The organism is Arthrobacter sp. 001422645 (assembly GCF_059816125.1).
This window is the reverse complement of sequence record NZ_JCBANT010000002.1, coordinates 328313-345998: the sequence shown is the minus strand read 5'-3', so window position 1 is coordinate 345998 and position 17686 is coordinate 328313. Positions and strand designations below refer to the sequence as shown.

The following is a 17686-nucleotide window of genomic DNA, read 5'->3' as shown; positions in this document are numbered from 1 at the left end:
CGGCGCGCCATGGACTCGATGCAGAGGGCCCTGGAAGATCCCCTAGTGCTGGACCTCCGCGGGACCGGCGCTGCACCCTTGCGGCTGGTGGGCGGCAAAGCCCTGAACCTCGGCAAGCTCGTGGCGGCCGGTTTGCCCGTCCCGCGCGGGTTCTGCCTGACCACCGCTGCCTATGAACTGGCGGCACCGCCCGGACTCGGGGCCCTCGCCGCCGACCTCGACGCGGCCGGGGCCGGAGCGGCGGCCCCGGCGCCGGGCACCCTGGGCACCGTTGCCGGACAGGCCAGGAGGCTGATCGAGGAAGCGCCGATCCCACCCGAGGTGGATGCCGCCGTCCGGAAAACGTACGAGGAACTGGGCGGAACCGTTCCGGTGGCGGTCCGGTCCTCGGCCACGGCTGAGGACCTGCCATTCGCCAGCTTCGCGGGCCAGCAGGACTCCTACCTCGATGTCACCGGAGCCGACGCCGTGGTGGAGGCGGTCCGTCGCTGCTGGGCATCGCTCTGGACCGAACGCGCGGTGGCGTACCGGTCCGCCAACGGGATCAGCAATCGGGACGTGGGGCTCGCCGTCGTCGTCCAGGTCATGGTGGACGCTGCGACCGCGGGGGTTCTGTTCACGGCAAACCCCGTCACTGGGAAGCGGACGGAAACGGTGATCAACGCTAGCCCGGGCACCGGCCAGGCCGTTGTCTCGGGAGCCGTCAACCCGGACCAGTTCGTGCTGGAGACAGCCTCCGCCCGGGTGACGCTGCATACGCCGGGAGGGCCGGAACCCGGACGGATTCCAAGCCTGGCCGGCCCGCAGCTCCGGGAACTCACCGCGCTGGGGGACGGCGTCCAGCGGCTCTTCGGGGCGCCGCAGGACATCGAATGGGCCATCGATGCCGGGGGCAGGATCTGGCTCACCCAGTCACGCCCGATCACCACGCTGTATCCGCTGCCCGAGCCCGCGCCCGAGGACGCCGCAGCCGGCGCCGCGGCCCCGACGCGCGTGTACCTGTGCGGCACCCTCTTCCAGGGGCTGACCCGGCCCATCACGCCGCTGGGGCTGACCGTCCTGGAGATGATGCGCAACAGCAAGGGACCCTGGCGGTACGTCAACCCCGGGCTGCGGATGTACGTGGACCTGACGGCCCTGGTCCGCAACAAGTCCGGCCGCGGTTACCTGCTGCGCATGCTTCCCCTCGCGGACGGCAGGTCCGGAGCCGTGCTTCCGGCGCTGCTGGAGGACCCAAGGTTCGGCATCATCGAACGCTCTTTCCTGGAATCCGTCCGCAACGCCGGGAAAAGGCGCCGCAGCCCGCAACCGCCCCGGCGCACAGGAAGCACCCGCAGCACCGAGCAGACAGCCACCCTCGGTCTGATGGTGGGGCTCATTCCGGGCATGTTCCGGCCCGCTTTCCGGCCCGCCGCTGAGCTGCGCAGGGCGCTGAACTACCGGAAACGGCTCGAATCCGAGCTCGTCCTGGCTGAGCCAGCCAGCGCCGCCCTCCGCCTCGAGCACACCGAGCAGGTTCTTGGCCGGACAATCAACGGGCTGATCCAGGCCACCCTGCCGGGCCCGTCCGTTGGCTACATCATGCTGGCCGTGGCGCGCCGGCTCCTGCGCGGCATCGCACAGCCCCGCGAGCTGGAAGCAGTGCTCCGGGGCCTCCCCCACAACGTCACCACCGAAATGGACCTGGAACTCTGGCAGCTTGCCGTCTCCATCGGCGACGACCCGGTCTCGCGCGGGGAGTTCCTGGCGAAACAGCCAGAGGAGCTGGCCGCCGCCTACCTCGCCGGCAGGCTGCCGCCCCAGGCCCAGTCCGGCGTGCGCGGATTCCTCGCCCGCTACGGCCACCGCGCCGTCGCGGAAATCGACCTTGGCATGCCCCGCTGGTCCGAGGAGCCCGACCATATCCTCGGCATGATCTCCAACTACCTCCGCGTTGAGGATCCGGAGCAGGCCCCCGACCGGCAGTTCGCCCGGGCCGCCGAGCATGCGGAGGACCGGATACGCAGCCTCGTCGAACGGGCACGGGCCAGGAGTCCGTGGCACGCACGGGCCCTGGCGCTGAGCCTGCGCCGCGTACGGCAGCTCGCAGGACTGCGCGAGCTGCCCAAGTTCTACATCGTGATGGTGCTCGGCGAGATGCACCGGCAGCTGCTGCTGATCGGCAACGAGATGGCTGCGGCCGGCACAGTCGCGGCCGCCGACGACGTCTTCTTCCTGGACTTTGACGAGATCCGCGTCGGCCTGCGCGGCGCGGACCTGCACGGCATCGTCGCTGGCCGCCGCCAGCTGTACAACACTGAATTACGACGCCGGCGCATCCCGCGGATACTGCTGTCCGACGGCACCGACGTCGAGGCCGCCATGATGGCGAAGTCTCCCGCGGCCGGCGGCCTGAGTGGCACACCGGCCTCCGCTGGCACCGCCACCGGCCGGGTCAGGGTGATCCTGGATCCGGTGGGCGCCCATCTGGAACCCGGCGAAATCCTGGTGGCCCCCTCGACGGACCCCGGCTGGACGCCGCTGTTCCTGACGGCCGGCGCCCTCGTGATGGAAATGGGCGGGGTGATCTCCCACGGGGCGGTGGTGGCCCGCGAGTACGGGATCCCCGCCGTCGTGGGCGTACCGGACGCCACCACGCGGCTGCACACCGGCCAGACGGTCACTGTTGACGGGGCCGCCGGCAAGGTGGACGAGGCGCCGTGATCCCGCGCTGCGGACCGGGCCGGCGGCCTCACAGCTGTAGCACAGTTGTGCCAGATAGAATTGGGTGATGACCACACCGGCTCACCAGCCACCGCACCACGCGTCGTCCTTCCAGCAATACATTCAACGGCCAGAACAGTCCGGCGGCACGTTTGCTCTGGCCCGCCGGGCGAGGAACCTCCTGCGACGGGTTCCGGTGTGGACCTGGCGGGTGTTGATGCACTCGGTTAAAGCCAGCGAGAACACCCGCTTCAACGTCGATCCGATTGCCGGCGTCGAGTACTTCCACGACATCGATTTCGTGGGCGACGGCATCCGGGCGCACCGCCTCGACGTCATTGCTCCCCGGCCGCCGACCGGCACTGCAGCAGCCGGCCCTACAGCGGCCGGCACTACAGCCGCCGATGCTGGCGCGCCGCGGGCCTTGCCCGTTTACGTGTACTTCCACGGCGGCGGCTGGACGTCCGGGGACAAAGCCTCGCTGACCAAATACTGCGCCAGCCAGGCCGAGGGCGGAATGGTGGTGGTCAACGTGAACTACCGGAAGGCCCCGCGCTTCCAGATGGCCCACGTCCTGGCGGACGCCAACGCCGCCCTGGCATGGGTCCGGCAGAACATCGCCGGCTACGGCGGCGACGCGTCAAGGATCGTGCTGGGCGGAGACTCCGCCGGAGGCCAGATCGCGGCCCTGGTGACCGCGGCCAGCTTCCGCCCGGAACTAGCACAGCACCACGGCCTGACGCCGGCCGTGCCCGCCTCCGATTTCAAGGGGCTCGTCCAGCACTGCAGCGTGGTGGACTTCTCGGTCTTCTTCGACAAGGGATTCGTGCTGAGCCTCAACTTCATCCGCATGCTGCTGCCCGGCCGCCGCACCGGGGCCGGCCAGTTGGACTCGCTCCGCAGGGGCGCAGGCTTCCTCTCGCCGATCGAATGGCTGGATTCCCGCTTCCCGCCGGTCTTTGTGACCACCTCGGAGCGGGACTTCTTCTACGCCGCCAACATGAACTTCATTGCCCGGCTGCGCGAACATTCCGTCCCCGTGGACAGCCTGATCTACGACTGGGACAACTCGAACACTGAACACACCTGGCAGCAGAACTTCCGCTACCCGGAATCGCAGGAAGTGTACCGCCGGCTCCACGCCTTCGTCCGCAAAGTGGCCTGAGCGGGGCCCATCCGCCCCGGCGCAGCCGCACCGGGCTATGTTTAGTCCATGGTGTCTGCCGACAGCAACGCACTGAATGACCCAGAACCCGAAGGGTTCGGTTCAGCGCTGGTCGATGAAGCCGCCCGCCGGGACGCGGCCCTGGACAACGTGGACTGGACCGCCGTGCCCGACGGCGCCGCGCGCGGCACTTTCGATGCGCCCAGCGGAACACTCGCCACCCTCTCCATGGGCACACCGGGAAATCCCCGGGTGCTCTTGATACCGGGGGCCACGGGATCCAAGGAAGATTTTGTGCTGATGCTGCCCGAGCTCGCCGCTGCCGGGTACTACGTCCTGAGCTGCGACATCGCCGGACAGTACGAATCCGCCGCGGCAGGCCCCGAAAACCTCGCGCCGCCCAGCGCGCACTACGATTACGATCTGTTCACCAACGACCTTCTCGCCATGCTCGACGCCGAGGACGCGCCCGCGCACGTCGTGGGGTATTCCTTCGCCGCGATCTTCGCCCAGCTGGCTTTCACCCGGCGCCCGGAAAAATTCCGCAGCCTCACCCTGCTCAGCTGCCCGCCCGAACCCGGCCAGAGCTTCCGCGGCGTCCAGCGCGTCGGCCGGTTCAGCGGCCTGATCAGGCCGCGGGTCGGCGCCGCCCTGATGATCTGGGGCATCCGGGTCAACGTCGTGCGCGTCCCGCCCAACCGGATTCGGTTCGTGAACCACCGGTTCCGTTTCACCCGCCGGAGCTCCGTGCGCGACATCATCGGACTGATGCAGCACGCACCCGACCTGAGGACTGAACTGGCCGCGGCGCCGCTGCCGAAGTTCGTCGCCGTCGGGGAACATGACCTCTGGCCGCTGGCGCTGCACCGACGCTTCGCACAGGCCATCGGCGCCCGCATCGCGGTCTACCGGGGCGGACACAGCCCGAGTGAGACCTCGCCGCACCAGATGAGCCGCGACCTGATCGCACTGTACAGATCCTCGTAACGCTGTACAGGTCCGCCTAGCCCGCGTGGTCACGTTCCCATTGCCGCCGCCGGCGGCGGCGTCGGAACGGACCCTCCTGCTTGAATTCGACACTGAACGTGGTCCACGCCATCGACAGGCGGCGCCCGACGGCGGCCCAGCCCGCCAGCGGACGCGCGGAGACTTGGACGCGCAGGGTGGGGTCGGCGATCACCTTGACGTCGGGCGGGATCTGGTAGGAAATGTCCAGGTCATCGTGGACCCGCGGAAGCCCACGGTGGACGGAACCCCGGATCCGATCCCAGACCTCGGACCGCAGGGCGAAATTCGAGCCAAACAGCGGCGGATGGCCCAGCAGCCAGCCGATGGCCCAGAAATATCCGGGAATGTACACGCTGGTGCCCACCCACCGGGCGAACCGGTTTTCGCCGTAGAAATCCCCGGGTCCGGACACTGCGGACAGCGGGCCCGCCGTGTCAAGGATTGCCTCGACCCGTTCCAGCCAGTCGGCCGGCGGGATCGAGTCCGTGTCCAGCCGGGCGATCAGCCCGGAGCGGGCTTCATCGAAGCCGTAGGCCGTGGAGGCTGCGATGCCGGGGAGTTCGACGGCGATCCGCCGGGCGCCCGCGGCGGCGCAGACCGCCGCGGTGTTGTCCGTGCTGGCGTTGTCCACCACCACGATTTCGTCGGCCTGACGGGTCTGGTCCGCGAGCGCTGCGAGGCAGACGGCGAGCATGTCGGCGTCGTTCCGGGTGGGGATAACCACCGAGATTGTTGTCATGGTGCCCCGACTATAGCCCCGGCACCTGACGAAATGCCCGCGTTGGCCTCTTGCACCATGGCCCCCGGACCCGTAGGTTGGGCAACAGCGGACGAATGTCTCCGCAGCCGTTGGCCTCCGGGCCGCCGGAGATCAGCAGCATTTCAGAAGGATATGGCATGGCTACAGGCACAGTTAAATGGTTCAACGCCGAAAAGGGTTTTGGCTTCATTGCCCCGGATGACGGGTCAGCCGACGTTTTCGCCCACTACTCGGCAATCGCCAGCAGCGGCTACCGCTCCCTGGACGAGAACCAGAAGGTCGAGTTCGACGTCACCCAGGGCCCGAAGGGCCCGCAGGCTGAGAACATCCGCCCGCTCTAAGGACTCCGGATAGCAGCACCGGCCATCCGGCCGCCATGCTTTCCCCAAGACCACAAACGCCCCCCGCGAGGATTTCCTCGGGAGGGGCGTTTGTCGTGGGGGCGTGACTCGTTCAGCCGACGTGGACCCACGGCCGCCGGGTCACGTCCGGTTCCGCCTCCCGCAGCACTTCACGGGTCACCGGCGCGATTTCCCCTTCGCCAAACGCCAGGAACCGGAGCAGGTTGGTGACCGGGTTGCCTTCGGTCCAGCGGAAGTAGACGTGCGGCATCAGGCCCGTCACATCGCGGATGTGGAGCAGGACGGAGGCGATCGTGTTCGGGACCACGGGACCGTGGACTTCCAGGATCCGGTAGCCGTGCCGGGTGATCCCGCGGACGACGAGCTCCGTCTCGAAGTCGGAGGAATCGTCCACCACCACTTCGAGGAACAGGGCCTCGTAATCCAGCGGCAGATGGCTGACCTCCATAGCGGACTCCAGTTTCTGCCGGTAGGCCTCCGCGGTCATGCGGAGCGGTTCATGGGCGATGATCCGCAGCGGCCCCTCCAGCTCATCGGACATGAATTCGAGGGCTTCCCGGTCCAGATGGACGTGGGTGGCGTGCAGCTCGAACGAGCGCCGGACCCGCGACAGCAGCGAGATGACGATGATCCCCAGGATGAAGATCGAGGCGATCCGGATGCCTTCCGGCCGTTCGATGATGTTGGCAACGGTGGTGTACACGAACACAACGGCGATGGCACCGAACCCGGCCGTGCGTTTGCGTTGCCTCTTTCGCCGGGCCGACAGGGTCACGGCCACCGCCGCCGAGGTCATCAGTACCAGCACGCCGGTGGCGTAGGCGCCGCCCTGGGCGTCGACGTCGGCGTCGAACAGCCAGGTGACCAGGAACCCGACCAGGGTAAACACGAGCACCAGCGGCCGGACGGCACGGGCCCACCCAGGGGCCATCCCGTAGCGGGGAAGGTACCGGGGTACCAGATTCAGCAGCCCGGCCATCGCGGAGGCCCCGGCGAACCAGAGGATCGCGATGGTGCTGATGTCATAGACCGTACCGAATCCAACCCCCAGATATTCGTGGGCCAGGAACGCCAGCGCGCGCCCGTTCGCCTGCCCGCCGGGCTGGAATTCCTGCTCCGGGATGAGCACCACGGTGGTGAAACTGCTGACGATCAGGAAGCTGCTCATGATGACCGCCGCCGTCGTCAGCAGATTGCGGGTACCTACGATGCGGCCGGCCGGGTTATCCTCGGTATCGCCCGCGCGTCCCCGGATTTGCGGCATGACGGCCACGCCCGTCTCGAATCCGGAAAGGCCCAGCGCAAGTTTGGGGAAGACGAGCAGGGCGAAGCCGACAGCCAGCAGCGGGTTACCGTGCGACGTGGCGATAGCCTGCCACCAGTTGTCCACGGCAACGGGGTGCGTGAACACCTCACCGACCGAAACGGCCAGCACGACGACGTTCAGGCTCAGGTACACGGCGACGATCAGGACCGCGACGCCGATGGCCTCCTTGAAACCGCGCAGGAAGACTGCACCCAGCATCGCCAGCAGGAACAGCGTGACCGGCACGTTCTGTCCCTGCAGCCAGCCTGGGACAACCGGGTTCTGAATCAGGTGCGCCGTGGCGTCCGCCGCCGACAGCGTCATGGTGATCATAAAGTCCGTTGCGGCAAACCCCAGCAGGACCAGGACCAACAGCTTTCCACCCCAGCGCGGCATCAGCCGCTCAAGCATCGCGATGGAACCCTCGCCCCGGTGGCTCTCGCCCGCCACGCGCCGGTAGACGGGCAAAGCGCCCAGCAACGTGATGGCGACGAGCACGAGGGTCGCGAGCGGCGAAATCACGCCCGCGGCGAGCGCGGCGATCGCCGGCTGGTATCCCAGGGTGGAGAAATAGTCGACGCCGGTCAGGCACATCACCTGCCACCACGAGTGCTTTTTCTCATGTGCTGTGGGCACTCCGCCCGGACCCTGGTGGGTGCCCTTGCTGTCCTGCAGCCCGAACAGCAGCCAGTTCTTCAGCGTGGCGATTCGCGGCGGACGGGGAGCTGAGGGGTCTGCCGGCGGGCGGCTCAGGGTGGTCATATCGTGCCTTCCTCGCGGCACGCTGCGGCGCACCGCACTGCGGTTACAGCCGAAGCTAGCACCGGTCCGGCGCGGTTTCCCCTGCTACCGGCTGATCTTGACGAATCCTTGACGCCTGTTCGGCCAGGTCCCCAAGGCAGCGTCAAGAATCCGTCAAGATTCGGCCCGCCGGCATCAAGGATCCGTAAGTCCCTACGCTTTCGTCTCTTCGGAGGACTTGACTGGACTTAGCCCCGCAAACGGGGCGCAGATGAAAGGAACCTGCAATGGCCGATCTGGCTGTTATCGGAATCCTCATGGTGTCCATGGGGTTCGTCATGTGGATCGGCCACGTCCTGGCCGGGATGGTCGGCGGTCCCGGGGACCGGCCGGAGGGTGAACGATGAGCGCCGACGCGATCATGTGGCTCGTGCTGCTGATCGCCGGGATAGCCCTCTTCGGCTACCTTCTGGCGGTCCTGATCCATCCCGAGAAATGGTGAGCGGATCATGACCTTCAACTACGCTTCCTTCATCGTCCAAGTGGCGGCGCTTCTCATTGTTCTGGCAGCCTTGCACAAGCCCTTCGGCATCTACCTGGCCCGGGTTTTCGAGGGAACCACGTCCAGTCGGCCGGAGCGGCTGTTCTACCGGCTTGCCGGGGTCGACGCCGGAACTGAACAGACCTGGTCCGTGTACCTGCGCAGCGTTCTGGCGTTCTCGGCTGTCTCCATTCTGGCCGTGTTCGCCCTCCAACGGCTGCAGGGCGTCCTCCCGGGCAGCGGTTCCCTGCCGGGGGTGGACCCGTGGGTGGCGATGAACACCGCGATTTCCTTTGTGACCAACACGAACTGGCAGACCTACGTCCCGGAGGCCACGGTCGGCATTTTCGTGCAGATGTGTCTGCTCGCGGTGCAGAACTTCCTCTCCGCCGCCGTCGGTATCGTCGTCGTCGTCGCCTTCATCCGCGGCATCGTCCGCACCAGGACGCAGCGGCTGGGCAACTTCTGGGTGGACCTGGCCCGGACGTCGTTCCGGATCCTGCTGCCGATCGCGTTCGTCGCGGCAGTGGTGATGGTCCTGGGCGGGGTGGTGCAGAACTTCTGGCCCACCGACGTCACCAACCAGGCGGCGGGAATCAGCCAGAGCATCCCCGGTGGGCCGGTCGCGTCCCAGGAGGCCATTAAGGAACTCGGCACCAACGGCGGCGGGTACTTCAATGCCAACTCCGCGCACCCGTTCGAGAACCCCAATGCCCTCATCAGCCTCTTCGAGGTGTTCCTGCTCCTGCTTATTCCCTCGGCTCTGCCCTACGCCTTCGGCAGGATGGTGGGTGACCAGAAGCAGGGCTACACAGTGGCCGCGGTGATGGGCGCTCTGTGGCTGGCATCGGTTTCGCTGATGGGCTGGGCCGTGGCTTCCGGCCAGGGAACAGCCACGGCGGCGGCCGGTGGGCTGGGCGAGGGATTTGAACAGCGCTTCGGACCGGTGCCGGGCGCGATCTTCGCCGCGTCCACCACGCTGACCTCCACCGGCGCCGTGAACACCGCCCACGATTCCCTGCCGCCGCTGGCCGGCGGCGTCGCCATGGTGAACATGATGCTTGGCGAGGTCGCCCCCGGCGGAACCGGTTCCGGGCTCTATGGTCTGCTGATCCTGTCCATCATTTCTGTCTTCATCGCAGGCCTCATGGTAGGGCGAACCCCGGAATACCTGGGCAAGAAGATCGGCCCGACGGAAATGAAGCTCGCCGCCATGTACATCCTGGTGACTCCGACCCTTGTGCTCGCGCTGGCCGGTATCACCGTCCTGCTGCCGGGCATCTTGGCCAACGCCCCGGCATCAGGGCCGCACCAATTCAGTGAAGTGCTCTACGCCTTCACCTCCGGGGCGAACAACAACGGCTCCGCGTTCGGCGGCATCACCACCTCGGGCCCGTTTCTCTCGGTCATGATGGGCCTGGCCATGCTGCTGGGCCGTTTCCTTCCGATTGTCCTGGTCCTTGCCCTCGCCGGCTCCCTCGCCCGGCAGGGCAAGATTCCCGCCTCAGCCGGCACCGTCCCCACTCACGGCCCGCTTTTTGGCGGTCTCCTGCTGGGCGTGACAGTGATCCTGACCGCCCTGAGCTACTTCCCGGCCCTTGCGCTCGGCCCCCTCGCAGAAGGACTCCTGAAATGACCCCGTCCAGCACGGACACCGCCGCCGCCACGTACGCGGACGGCAACCCCCTCGGCACCCCCGGCGAACACAAACACCACACCAAGGCACCGGCCAAACTGACGCTCGGGTCCGTCGCCGCCGCACTGCCCCTCGCAGTCCGGAAACTCTCCCCGCGGCAGATGATCCATTCCCCCGTCATGTTCACCGTGCTGGTGGGCGCCGCCCTGTGCACCGCGATCTCGGTGTACCGGCCCTCGGTGTTCGGCATCGCCGTCACCGCCTGGCTCTGGCTCACCGTCCTCTTCGGCACCCTGTCCGAATCCATCGCCGAGGGCCGCGGAAAGGCCCAGGCCGAGAGCCTCCGCGCCAGCCGCAAAGGTGTCCAGGCCCGGCTCCGGCAAGCCGACGGCACCGACAAAGAGATCCCCGGAACGGAGCTTCGGCGGGGCGACGTCGTGATCTGCGAAGCCGGGGACGTCATCCCCTCGGACGGCGAAATCATCGAGGGCCTGGCCAGTGTCGACGAATCAACCATCACCGGCGAATCAGCCCCGGTGATCCGCGAATCCGGCGGAGACCGGTCCTCGGTCACCGGCGGCACCCGGGTCCTCTCGGACCGGATTGTCATCCGCATCACGGCGGAGCCCGGACAGACGTTCATCGATCGGATGATCAAGCTGGTCGAGGGTGCCGTCCGGCAGAAGACCCCCAACGAAATCGCACTCCACGTGCTGCTGGTGTCCCTGACCATCGTGTTCCTGGCCGTCACCATGTCCCTGGCCCCGTTCGCCGCACTGGCCGGCGCCACCCCGTCCCCGATCGTGTTGGTGGCCCTGCTGGTCTGCCTGATCCCCACCACCATCGGTGCCCTGGTACCGGCAATCGGCATCGCGGGTATGGACCGCCTGGTCCAGCACAACGTCCTTGCCACGTCCGGCCGCGCCGTCGAGACCGCAGGGGACATCACCACCCTCCTGCTGGACAAGACCGGAACGATCACCTACGGCAACCGTCGCGCCGTCAACTTCTTCCCCGCCAGCCATGTGGAGAGGACCCGGCTCATCGAAGCGGCCCGTGTCTGCAGCCTGGCGGATGAAACCCCCGAGGGCCGGTCCATCGTGGACCTCGCCGCGGACAAAGGCGCCACCGGATCCGATTTGGTGACCCTCGAACGCAGCTCCGGCGATTTTGCCGTGGTACCTTTCAGCGCCAGCACGCGCATGAGCGGACTTGACCTTGACGGGCTGCAGATCCGCAAAGGCGCCGCTTCCACTGTGGCTGCCTTCGTTGCCGAATACGGCGGCCACACCCCGGCGGAGGTCGAGCAGCGGGTCAAGGAAATCTCGGCCCAGGGCGGTACACCCCTGCTGGTCGCCCAGGTGGGTAAAGGCGGCCGCGCGGAGATTCTGGGAACCATCCATCTGGCCGACGTCGTCAAGCCGGGTATGCACGCCCGCTTCGCCGAACTGCGGCAAATGGGCATCCGGACCGTGATGATCACCGGTGACAACCCCATCACCGCCAAGGCGATTGCCGCCGAGGCCGGGGTCGATGACTTCCTGGCCGAAGCAACCCCCGAGGACAAACTCGCGGTCATCAAGAAGGAGCAGGCCGCAGGGCGCCTCGTGGCGATGACCGGGGACGGCACCAACGACGCCCCGGCGCTGGCCGCGGCGGACGTCGGCGTCGCGATGAACTCAGGCACCCCGGCCGCGAAGGACGCCGCCAACATGGTGGATCTTGACTCCGACCCCACCAAACTCATCAACATCGTCGGCATCGGCAAGCAGCTGCTCATCACCCGCGGCGCGCTGACCACCTTTTCCGTGGCGAACGACGTCGCCAAGTACTTCGCGATTGTACCGGCCCTGTTCACTGCGGCCTTCCCGGGCCTCGGGCTGCTGAACATCATGGGCCTGTCCACGCCGGCCTCGGCGATCTTGTCCGCGGTGATCTTCAATGCCCTGATCATCATCGCCCTGGTCCCGCTGGCCCTGCGCGGCGTGAAGTACCGTGCCGTGTCGGCCAACCAGGCCCTAAGCCGGAACCTGCTGGTCTACGGACTCGGCGGGCTCGTCGCCCCTTTCATCGGCATCAAGATCATCGACCTGATCATTTCCCTCATTCCCGGAATCGGCTAGGAGCCCGCCCTCATGAACATCCTTACCGGCTATCTCCGCCAGGCAGGAACCGCCCTGCGTTTCCTTGTCCTTGCCACCCTCGTCCTCGGACTGGCCTACCCTCTGTCCGTCTTCGGCGTCGGACAGCTGATCGCCCCCTATCAGGCCAACGGCTCGATCATCAAGGACGCCGCCGGCGCCCCGGCGGCGTCCGCACTGATTGCCCAGGCCAGCGCCGATGACAACGGCGCCCGGGATCCGCGGTGGTTCCACGCCCGGCCGTCGGCCGTCGCCTGGGACCCGGCGTCGTCCTCGGCCAGCAACCTGGGCCCCAACGAGCCCAAGCTCCTCGAGGCCGTCACCGCGAACCGGTCCACCGTCGCCGCCGCGGAAGGCATCAACGAGTCCGAGGTTCCGGCCGACGCCGTCACGGCAAGCGGGTCCGGGCTGGACCCTGATATCTCGCCGGCATACGCCGGGCTGCAGGTGGCCCGGGTGGCCGCGGCGCATGGCCTGGACACTGAAGCCGTGGCGTCGCTGGTGGACCGGCACACGAGCAGCGGGTTACTCGCTTTCCTGGGCCAGCCGTCCGTCAACGTGACCTCGCTGAACCTGGCGGTCGCTGAGGCCTCGCAAGCGTCGCAGCCGGCACAATCCGAGTGAGAGAATGACGGCATGGCACGTGGAACGCTGCGGATTTTCCTGGGGGCCGCGCCCGGAGTCGGCAAGACCTACGAGATGCTCGAAGAGGCGCACCGGCTCGGCAAGCGCGGCGAGGATGTCATCGTCGCGCTTGCCATGGACCACGGACGCAGCGAGACGCGGGCGCTGCTGGAGGGGCTGGAAATCATACCCCCGAGGCGCATGCCATACCGGGGCACCGAATTTGAGGAAATGGACCTGGACGCCGTCCTCGCCCGGGCACCCGGAACGGCGATCGTGGACGAGTACGCCCACTCCAACATCCCGGGGAGCCGAAACCCCAAACGCTGGCAGGACGTCGACGAGCTGCTCGACGCGGGAATCGACGTCCTGTCCACGGTTAACATCCAGCATCTGGCATCGCTGGGCGACGTCGTCAGCGCGATCACCGACGTCCACCAGGCGGAGACGGTACCGGACGACGTCGTCCGCCGGGCCGATCAGATCCATCTCGTCGACATCTCCCCCGAGCTGCTGCGGCAGCGTCTGGGCGACGGAAAGATCTACGCCCCCGAGAAGATCGATGCGGCACTCTCGAACTACTTCCGTCTGGGCAACCTCACCGCACTGCGGGAGCTGGCGCTGCTGTGGCTGGCCGACCGTGTGGATGAGGGCCTCGCCAAGTACCGGGCGGAACAGGGTATCGAGGAAAGCTGGCCGGCCAGGGAGCGGATCGTGGTGGGCCTGACAGGCGGCCCCGAAGGGGAGGTCCTGATCCGCCGCGGCGCCCGGATCCTCAACCGCGTCAGCGGCGGTGACCTGCTGGCGTTACACGTTCGGGCCTCGGACGGGGTCGCCAGCGAGTCCCCCCAGGCGCTCGAAGCCCAACGCCATCTGATCCAGGACCTGGGCGGCAGTTACCACATTGTGACGGGTGAGGATCCGGCCGGGGCCCTGCTGGACTTCGCCCGCAGCGTCAACGCCACCCAGATCGTCGTCGGCATCTCCCGGCGCAAGAAGATCTCCGCTTTGCTGGGAAACCTGCTTGGCGGAGGCGTCGGCACGCGGGTTGTGCGCGATTCCGGCGACATTGACGTCCACATGGTTTCCCACCCGCTGGGCGGGCATGGCACCCGGCCGTCCCGGCAACGCGATCTGGGCCGCGTCCGGGTGACGGTCGGCTTCATTCTGGCCGCGCTCCTCCCGGCCGTGCTGCAGCTCCTGCTGCTGGTCCTGAACCCTGAGCGCAACGTGGCCACCGTGATGCTGGTCCAGCTAAGCGGTTCCATCGGGGTGGCACTCGTCGGCGGACTCTGGCCCGCGATCCTCGCCGCACTCTGGAGCAGCCTGCTCGTCAATTACTTCTCCACCCCGCCAGTCGGGACCCTCACCATCAGCGATCCGCAGAACCTCCTCGCCCTGCTGGTGTTTGTGGGGGTTTCGGCAGCCGTGGCGGTCGTTGTCGACTTGTCGGCCCGGCGGTCCAAGGAAGCTGCCCGCGCCCGTGCGGAAGCCACGACCCTCAGTGACCTGGCCAGGAGTGCATCCGGCGCCGACGATACGGTCCGGGCCCTCCTGGAGCAGGCACTAGGCGTCTTCCAGGTCCGGGGGGCCGCCATCTTCAGCCTCGCTGATTCCCGGAGCGACGGAGGGGCTTCTGGCGCCAACGGGCGGAAGTGGAGGCTGCTTGCCGCAGCCGGGGACCTTGCCGCAGGCGACACCGAACGGGGCGGCGCCGACGGCGAGAACATTGAAGAGATCGATTCCTCGACGCGCCTCGTGCTGTTCGGCCGGATCCTGCCAGCGAGTGACCGGCGCCTGCTGGGGGCCTTCGGAGTCCATCTGAATGCCCAACTGGAACGCCAGCAGCTCGCGGCCAGCCGCCGTCAGATGCTGCGCCTCGCCGAAAGCAATACAATCCGAACGTCCATCCTCCGTGCCGTGTCCCATGACCTCCGCACTCCGCTGGCCGGAATCAAACTCGCCGTCGGCGGCCTGCGCCGCGACGGCGCCCGGTATACCCCGGACGAACAACAGGAGCTGCTCGCGACCATCGAGGAATGCTCGGACCGGCTGGACGGCCTGGTGGGCAACCTGCTGGATATGTCCCGAATCAGCGCCGACGCCGCCCACCCCTTGCTCAAGCCCGTGCGCTGGTACGAGGTCATCCCGGACGCCCTGCGCGCCGTGCCGGAGGGGCGTGCCCGGGTGGAACTGCCCGCCAACATGCCGGAAGTCGACGCGGATCCCGGGATGCTTGAGCGCGTCATTGCCAACGTCGTCGAAAACGCCGTGAAGTACGCGCCCGACTCCGACGTCGTCCTGGTCGGCGCGGGGGGCGGGCTCAGCCCGGTTACCCTCGAAGGCCGCCCGGCAGGAGAACTGCGCATCATCGATCACGGCCGGGGAATCCCGGCAGAGAGGGTCGTGGAAATGTTCCGGCCGTTCCAGCGTCTGGACGACGCCCCGCAAACTACCGGCATCGGCCTGGGCCTGGCCGTGGCCAAGGGGTTCACCGACGCCATGGGCGGAAGCCTGACCGCCGAAGCAACACCCGGGGGCGGCCTCACCATGGTCATCCGGCTGCCGCTGTCCACCGGCATGCCTTTCGAGACACGCCGCCAACAGGCCCCCCTGGAACCGCAGTCCGCCATGGACCACCGGCGTCACACCCTGCCGCTCAGTGCGTCCGGAACGGACGCCGGATGACCGCCGTCCTGGTGGTCGACGACGACCCTCATCTGCTCAGGGCCCTGCGGATCACCCTGCAGGCCCACGGCTACGATGTGACCACCGCGGCTGATGGCCATTCGGCCCTGCTGGCGGCCACCCAGCACCCCCTGGCACTTGTTATCCTGGACCTCGGCCTGCCGGACTTGGACGGCACCTCCGTGATCCGGGAACTCCGGACCTGGAGCCGGGTGCCCGTTCTGGTGCTGTCCGCCCGCCACGGTTCCGAGGACAAAGTGGAGGCCCTGGACGCCGGAGCCGACGACTACATCACGAAGCCGTTCGGCCTGGATGAACTCCTGGCGCGGCTGCGCGCCCTGCTGCGTCGCAGCGCTGACCCGGATCAGGAACCCGTAGTCACTACAGATGCGTTCACCGTGGACCTGGAAAAACACCGCGTCACGCGGGACGGCCAGGACATCCGGCTTACTCCGACCGAATGGAAAATGCTCGAGGTGCTGGTCCGGAATCCGGAGAAACTCGTCACCCAGCAGCAGCTCCTGTCCGAGGTCTGGGGTCCGGCTTATGCCAAGGAGACCAACTATCTCCGCGTGTATATGGCCCAGCTCCGCCGCAAGCTGGAACCGGAGACCGCCGCTCCGCGGCACCTGATCACAGAGGCGGGGATCGGTTACCGTTTCCTGCCCTGACGCCGGCCGGGTGCCGCAGTTGCCCGGCCCCGGCCCGGCCTTAGACGAACGCGGACTTCCCGGTCACGGCCCGGGCCACGATCAATGAGTTGATCTCGTAGCTGCCCTCGTACGTGTACAGGATTTCGGCGTCGCCAAAGAGCTTGCCCATTTCGTAGTCGCTGCTGATCCCGTTGCCGCCCATCAGTGAACGTCCCATCGCCACCGACGCCCGGGCCAGCCGGGTGGTGGTGGATTTGGCCATCGCGGCCTGGACCATCTCGAGCTTGCCGTCTTCCTGGATCCGGGCCAGCTGCGCCATCAGCGATAGGGAGGCGGACGCGTTGCCCAGGATTTCGGCCAGCTGCTGCTGGATCAGCTGGAAGCGCGCCAGCTCCTTGCCGAACTGCTTCCGCTCCAGCGAGTAGGAACGCGCGACGTCGAACGCGGCCAGCTGGATGCCGGCGGCCTGCCAGCCCACCCAGGCGCGCGAATCGCGGAGCAGTTCGTTGGCTTTGGAGAAGTCCGTGGCGCCCGGGAGCAGGTTGGACTGCGGGATGCGGACCTCGTCGAGCACGATGTCCGCGTTCTGCATGATCCGCAGCCCGATCTTGTTCGCGATCTTGGTGGCAGTGTAGCCGGGACGGTCCGTCTCCACGATGAAGCCCTTGATCTGCTGGTCCGCCACATCCCGTGCCCAGACCAGGGCAAAGTCCGCAATAGTGCCGGCACCGATCCAGCGCTTGGCACCGCTGATCACCCACTCACCGCCCTCCAGCCGGGCCGTCGTCGCCAGCCCGCCGGCGATGTCGGAACCATGGTCCGGCTCGGTCAGCGCAAAGGCGCCGATCTGGGTCAGGGCCGTCAGGCCCGGCAGCCAGCGTGCCTTCTGCTCCTCGGAGCCGAGCTGGTCGATCATGCCGACGATCAGCTCGTTGTGGATCCCGACGAGCGCCGAGAGTGACACGTCGGCGCGTGCCACCTCGACATACATCAGTCCCTTGAACAGCTTGGAAGTGCCGTCGGTCTGCAGTCCGCCGAGGCCGTACTTGCCGAGTTCGGCGAGCAGCCCGAAGGGGAATTCCTCGCGGTTCCAGTAGTCGATCGATGCCGCCCGGATCCGGGACTGGAGGAAATCGCGGATTTCCTGGTAGCGGGCCTGCTCCGCCGGAGGCAGCAGGTCCACGATGTACATCAGGTCGGCGTCCGGGAAGGGCGGGGCGGTTACGCCTCCCGGCGCTGCTTCGTCCCCAGTGACCTTCTGTCCGCTGGCACGTCCTTGTGGCTGCACGGGCATGTATCCCTTCGTAGTGAACCGGTCATGAACCGGTCCGGCTCTTCCAAACCCTTGGATGTCCTAG

The 17686-nt window shown here is 67.5% G+C and carries 13 protein-coding genes; 10 read left to right on the top strand and 3 right to left on the bottom strand.

Going from position 1 to position 17686, the window contains the following annotated elements:
• Positions 1–9 precede the first annotated feature (9 nt).
• From AC6EUH_RS04970 to AC6EUH_RS04960, 3 genes are all read left to right on the top strand, one after another.
• Positions 10–2703, top strand: a complete 2694-nt coding sequence (locus AC6EUH_RS04970; RefSeq protein ID WP_499737953.1) for a PEP/pyruvate-binding domain-containing protein — start codon at positions 10–12, stop codon at positions 2701–2703.
• A gap of 67 nt (positions 2704–2770) precedes the next feature.
• Positions 2771–3868, top strand: coding sequence for an alpha/beta hydrolase (locus AC6EUH_RS04965; RefSeq protein WP_499737952.1), 1098 nt, complete (start codon positions 2771–2773; stop codon positions 3866–3868).
• Between the two features lie 48 nt (positions 3869–3916).
• On the top strand, positions 3917–4855 hold the full coding sequence (locus AC6EUH_RS04960; RefSeq protein WP_082492619.1) for an alpha/beta fold hydrolase: 939 nt from the start codon (positions 3917–3919) through the stop codon (positions 4853–4855).
• Positions 4856–4871: 16 nt separating this feature from the next.
• Here the strand turns inward: AC6EUH_RS04960 and AC6EUH_RS04955 are convergent, their stop codons facing one another.
• The gene (locus AC6EUH_RS04955) at positions 4872–5615 is read right to left on the bottom strand and encodes a glycosyltransferase family 2 protein (RefSeq protein ID WP_056427804.1); all 744 of its coding nucleotides are present in this window, start codon (positions 5613–5615) and stop codon (positions 4872–4874) included.
• A 158-nt stretch (positions 5616–5773) separates the two neighbouring features.
• On the opposite strand from AC6EUH_RS04955, the gene AC6EUH_RS04950 reads away from it, so the two are divergent.
• Complete coding sequence (locus AC6EUH_RS04950) at positions 5774–5977, top strand: cold-shock protein (RefSeq protein WP_013599688.1); 204 nt, start codon at positions 5774–5776, stop codon at positions 5975–5977.
• Between the two features lie 112 nt (positions 5978–6089).
• On the opposite strand, the gene AC6EUH_RS04945 is transcribed toward AC6EUH_RS04950, so the two are convergent.
• Positions 6090–8066 carry an APC family permease gene (locus tag AC6EUH_RS04945; protein WP_056427807.1) on the bottom strand — a complete coding sequence of 659 codons (1977 nt, stop codon included), beginning with the start codon at positions 8064–8066 and terminating at the stop codon, positions 6090–6092.
• 382 nt (positions 8067–8448) lie between these two features.
• On the opposite strand from AC6EUH_RS04945, the gene AC6EUH_RS04940 reads away from it, so the two are divergent.
• The 6 genes from AC6EUH_RS04940 to AC6EUH_RS04915 are packed head-to-tail and all read left to right on the top strand — an operon-like array spanning position 8449 to position 16346.
• Positions 8449–8547 (top strand): potassium-transporting ATPase subunit F, encoded by a 99-nt coding sequence (locus AC6EUH_RS04940; RefSeq protein ID WP_082492620.1) that lies wholly within the window; start codon positions 8449–8451, stop codon positions 8545–8547.
• Positions 8548–8554: 7 nt separating this feature from the next.
• On the top strand, positions 8555–10222 hold the full coding sequence (gene kdpA / locus AC6EUH_RS04935; protein WP_056427810.1) for a potassium-transporting ATPase subunit KdpA: 1668 nt from the start codon (positions 8555–8557) through the stop codon (positions 10220–10222).
• A complete protein-coding gene (gene kdpB / locus AC6EUH_RS04930; RefSeq protein WP_056427814.1) occupies positions 10219–12345 on the top strand; it encodes a potassium-transporting ATPase subunit KdpB in 2127 nt (708 codons plus the stop codon). Before kdpA ends, kdpB begins: the two co-directional genes overlap by 4 nt.
• Positions 12346–12357: 12 nt before the next feature.
• Entirely contained in the window at positions 12358–12987 is a 630-nt protein-coding gene (kdpC, locus tag AC6EUH_RS04925) for a potassium-transporting ATPase subunit KdpC (protein ID WP_499737951.1), read from the top strand.
• Positions 12988–12999: 12 nt separating this feature from the next.
• On the top strand, positions 13000–15675 hold the full coding sequence (locus tag AC6EUH_RS04920; protein ID WP_056427820.1) for a DUF4118 domain-containing protein: 2676 nt from the start codon (positions 13000–13002) through the stop codon (positions 15673–15675).
• On the top strand, positions 15672–16346 hold the full coding sequence (locus AC6EUH_RS04915) for a response regulator (RefSeq protein ID WP_056427824.1): 675 nt from the start codon (positions 15672–15674) through the stop codon (positions 16344–16346). Before AC6EUH_RS04920 ends, AC6EUH_RS04915 begins: the two co-directional genes overlap by 4 nt.
• Before the next feature lie 40 nt (positions 16347–16386).
• Here the strand turns inward: AC6EUH_RS04915 and AC6EUH_RS04910 are convergent, their stop codons facing one another.
• Positions 16387–17622, bottom strand: coding sequence for an acyl-CoA dehydrogenase family protein (locus AC6EUH_RS04910; protein WP_499737950.1), 1236 nt, complete (start codon positions 17620–17622; stop codon positions 16387–16389).
• Between the last annotated feature and the right edge of the window lie 64 nt (positions 17623–17686).

Coding starts and splice junctions, on each gene's coding strand:
- AC6EUH_RS04960 (WP_082492619.1), top strand. CDS start 3,917: ATGGTGTCTGCCGACAGCAACGCACTGAATGACCCAGAACCCGAAGGG.
- kdpC (WP_499737951.1), top strand. CDS start 12,358: ATGAACATCCTTACCGGCTATCTCCGCCAGGCAGGAACCGCCCTGCGT.
- AC6EUH_RS04915 (WP_056427824.1), top strand. CDS start 15,672: ATGACCGCCGTCCTGGTGGTCGACGACGACCCTCATCTGCTCAGGGCC.
- kdpA (WP_056427810.1), top strand. CDS start 8,555: ATGACCTTCAACTACGCTTCCTTCATCGTCCAAGTGGCGGCGCTTCTC.
- AC6EUH_RS04965 (WP_499737952.1), top strand. CDS start 2,771: ATGACCACACCGGCTCACCAGCCACCGCACCACGCGTCGTCCTTCCAG.
- AC6EUH_RS04955 (WP_056427804.1), bottom strand. CDS start 5,615: ATGACAACAATCTCGGTGGTTATCCCCACCCGGAACGACGCCGACATG.
- AC6EUH_RS04945 (WP_056427807.1), bottom strand. CDS start 8,066: ATGACCACCCTGAGCCGCCCGCCGGCAGACCCCTCAGCTCCCCGTCCG.
- AC6EUH_RS04910 (WP_499737950.1), bottom strand. CDS start 17,622: ATGCCCGTGCAGCCACAAGGACGTGCCAGCGGACAGAAGGTCACTGGG.
- kdpB (WP_056427814.1), top strand. CDS start 10,219: ATGACCCCGTCCAGCACGGACACCGCCGCCGCCACGTACGCGGACGGC.
- AC6EUH_RS04920 (WP_056427820.1), top strand. CDS start 13,000: ATGGCACGTGGAACGCTGCGGATTTTCCTGGGGGCCGCGCCCGGAGTC.
- AC6EUH_RS04970 (WP_499737953.1), top strand. CDS start 10: ATGGACTCGATGCAGAGGGCCCTGGAAGATCCCCTAGTGCTGGACCTC.
- AC6EUH_RS04950 (WP_013599688.1), top strand. CDS start 5,774: ATGGCTACAGGCACAGTTAAATGGTTCAACGCCGAAAAGGGTTTTGGC.
- AC6EUH_RS04940 (WP_082492620.1), top strand. CDS start 8,449: ATGAGCGCCGACGCGATCATGTGGCTCGTGCTGCTGATCGCCGGGATA.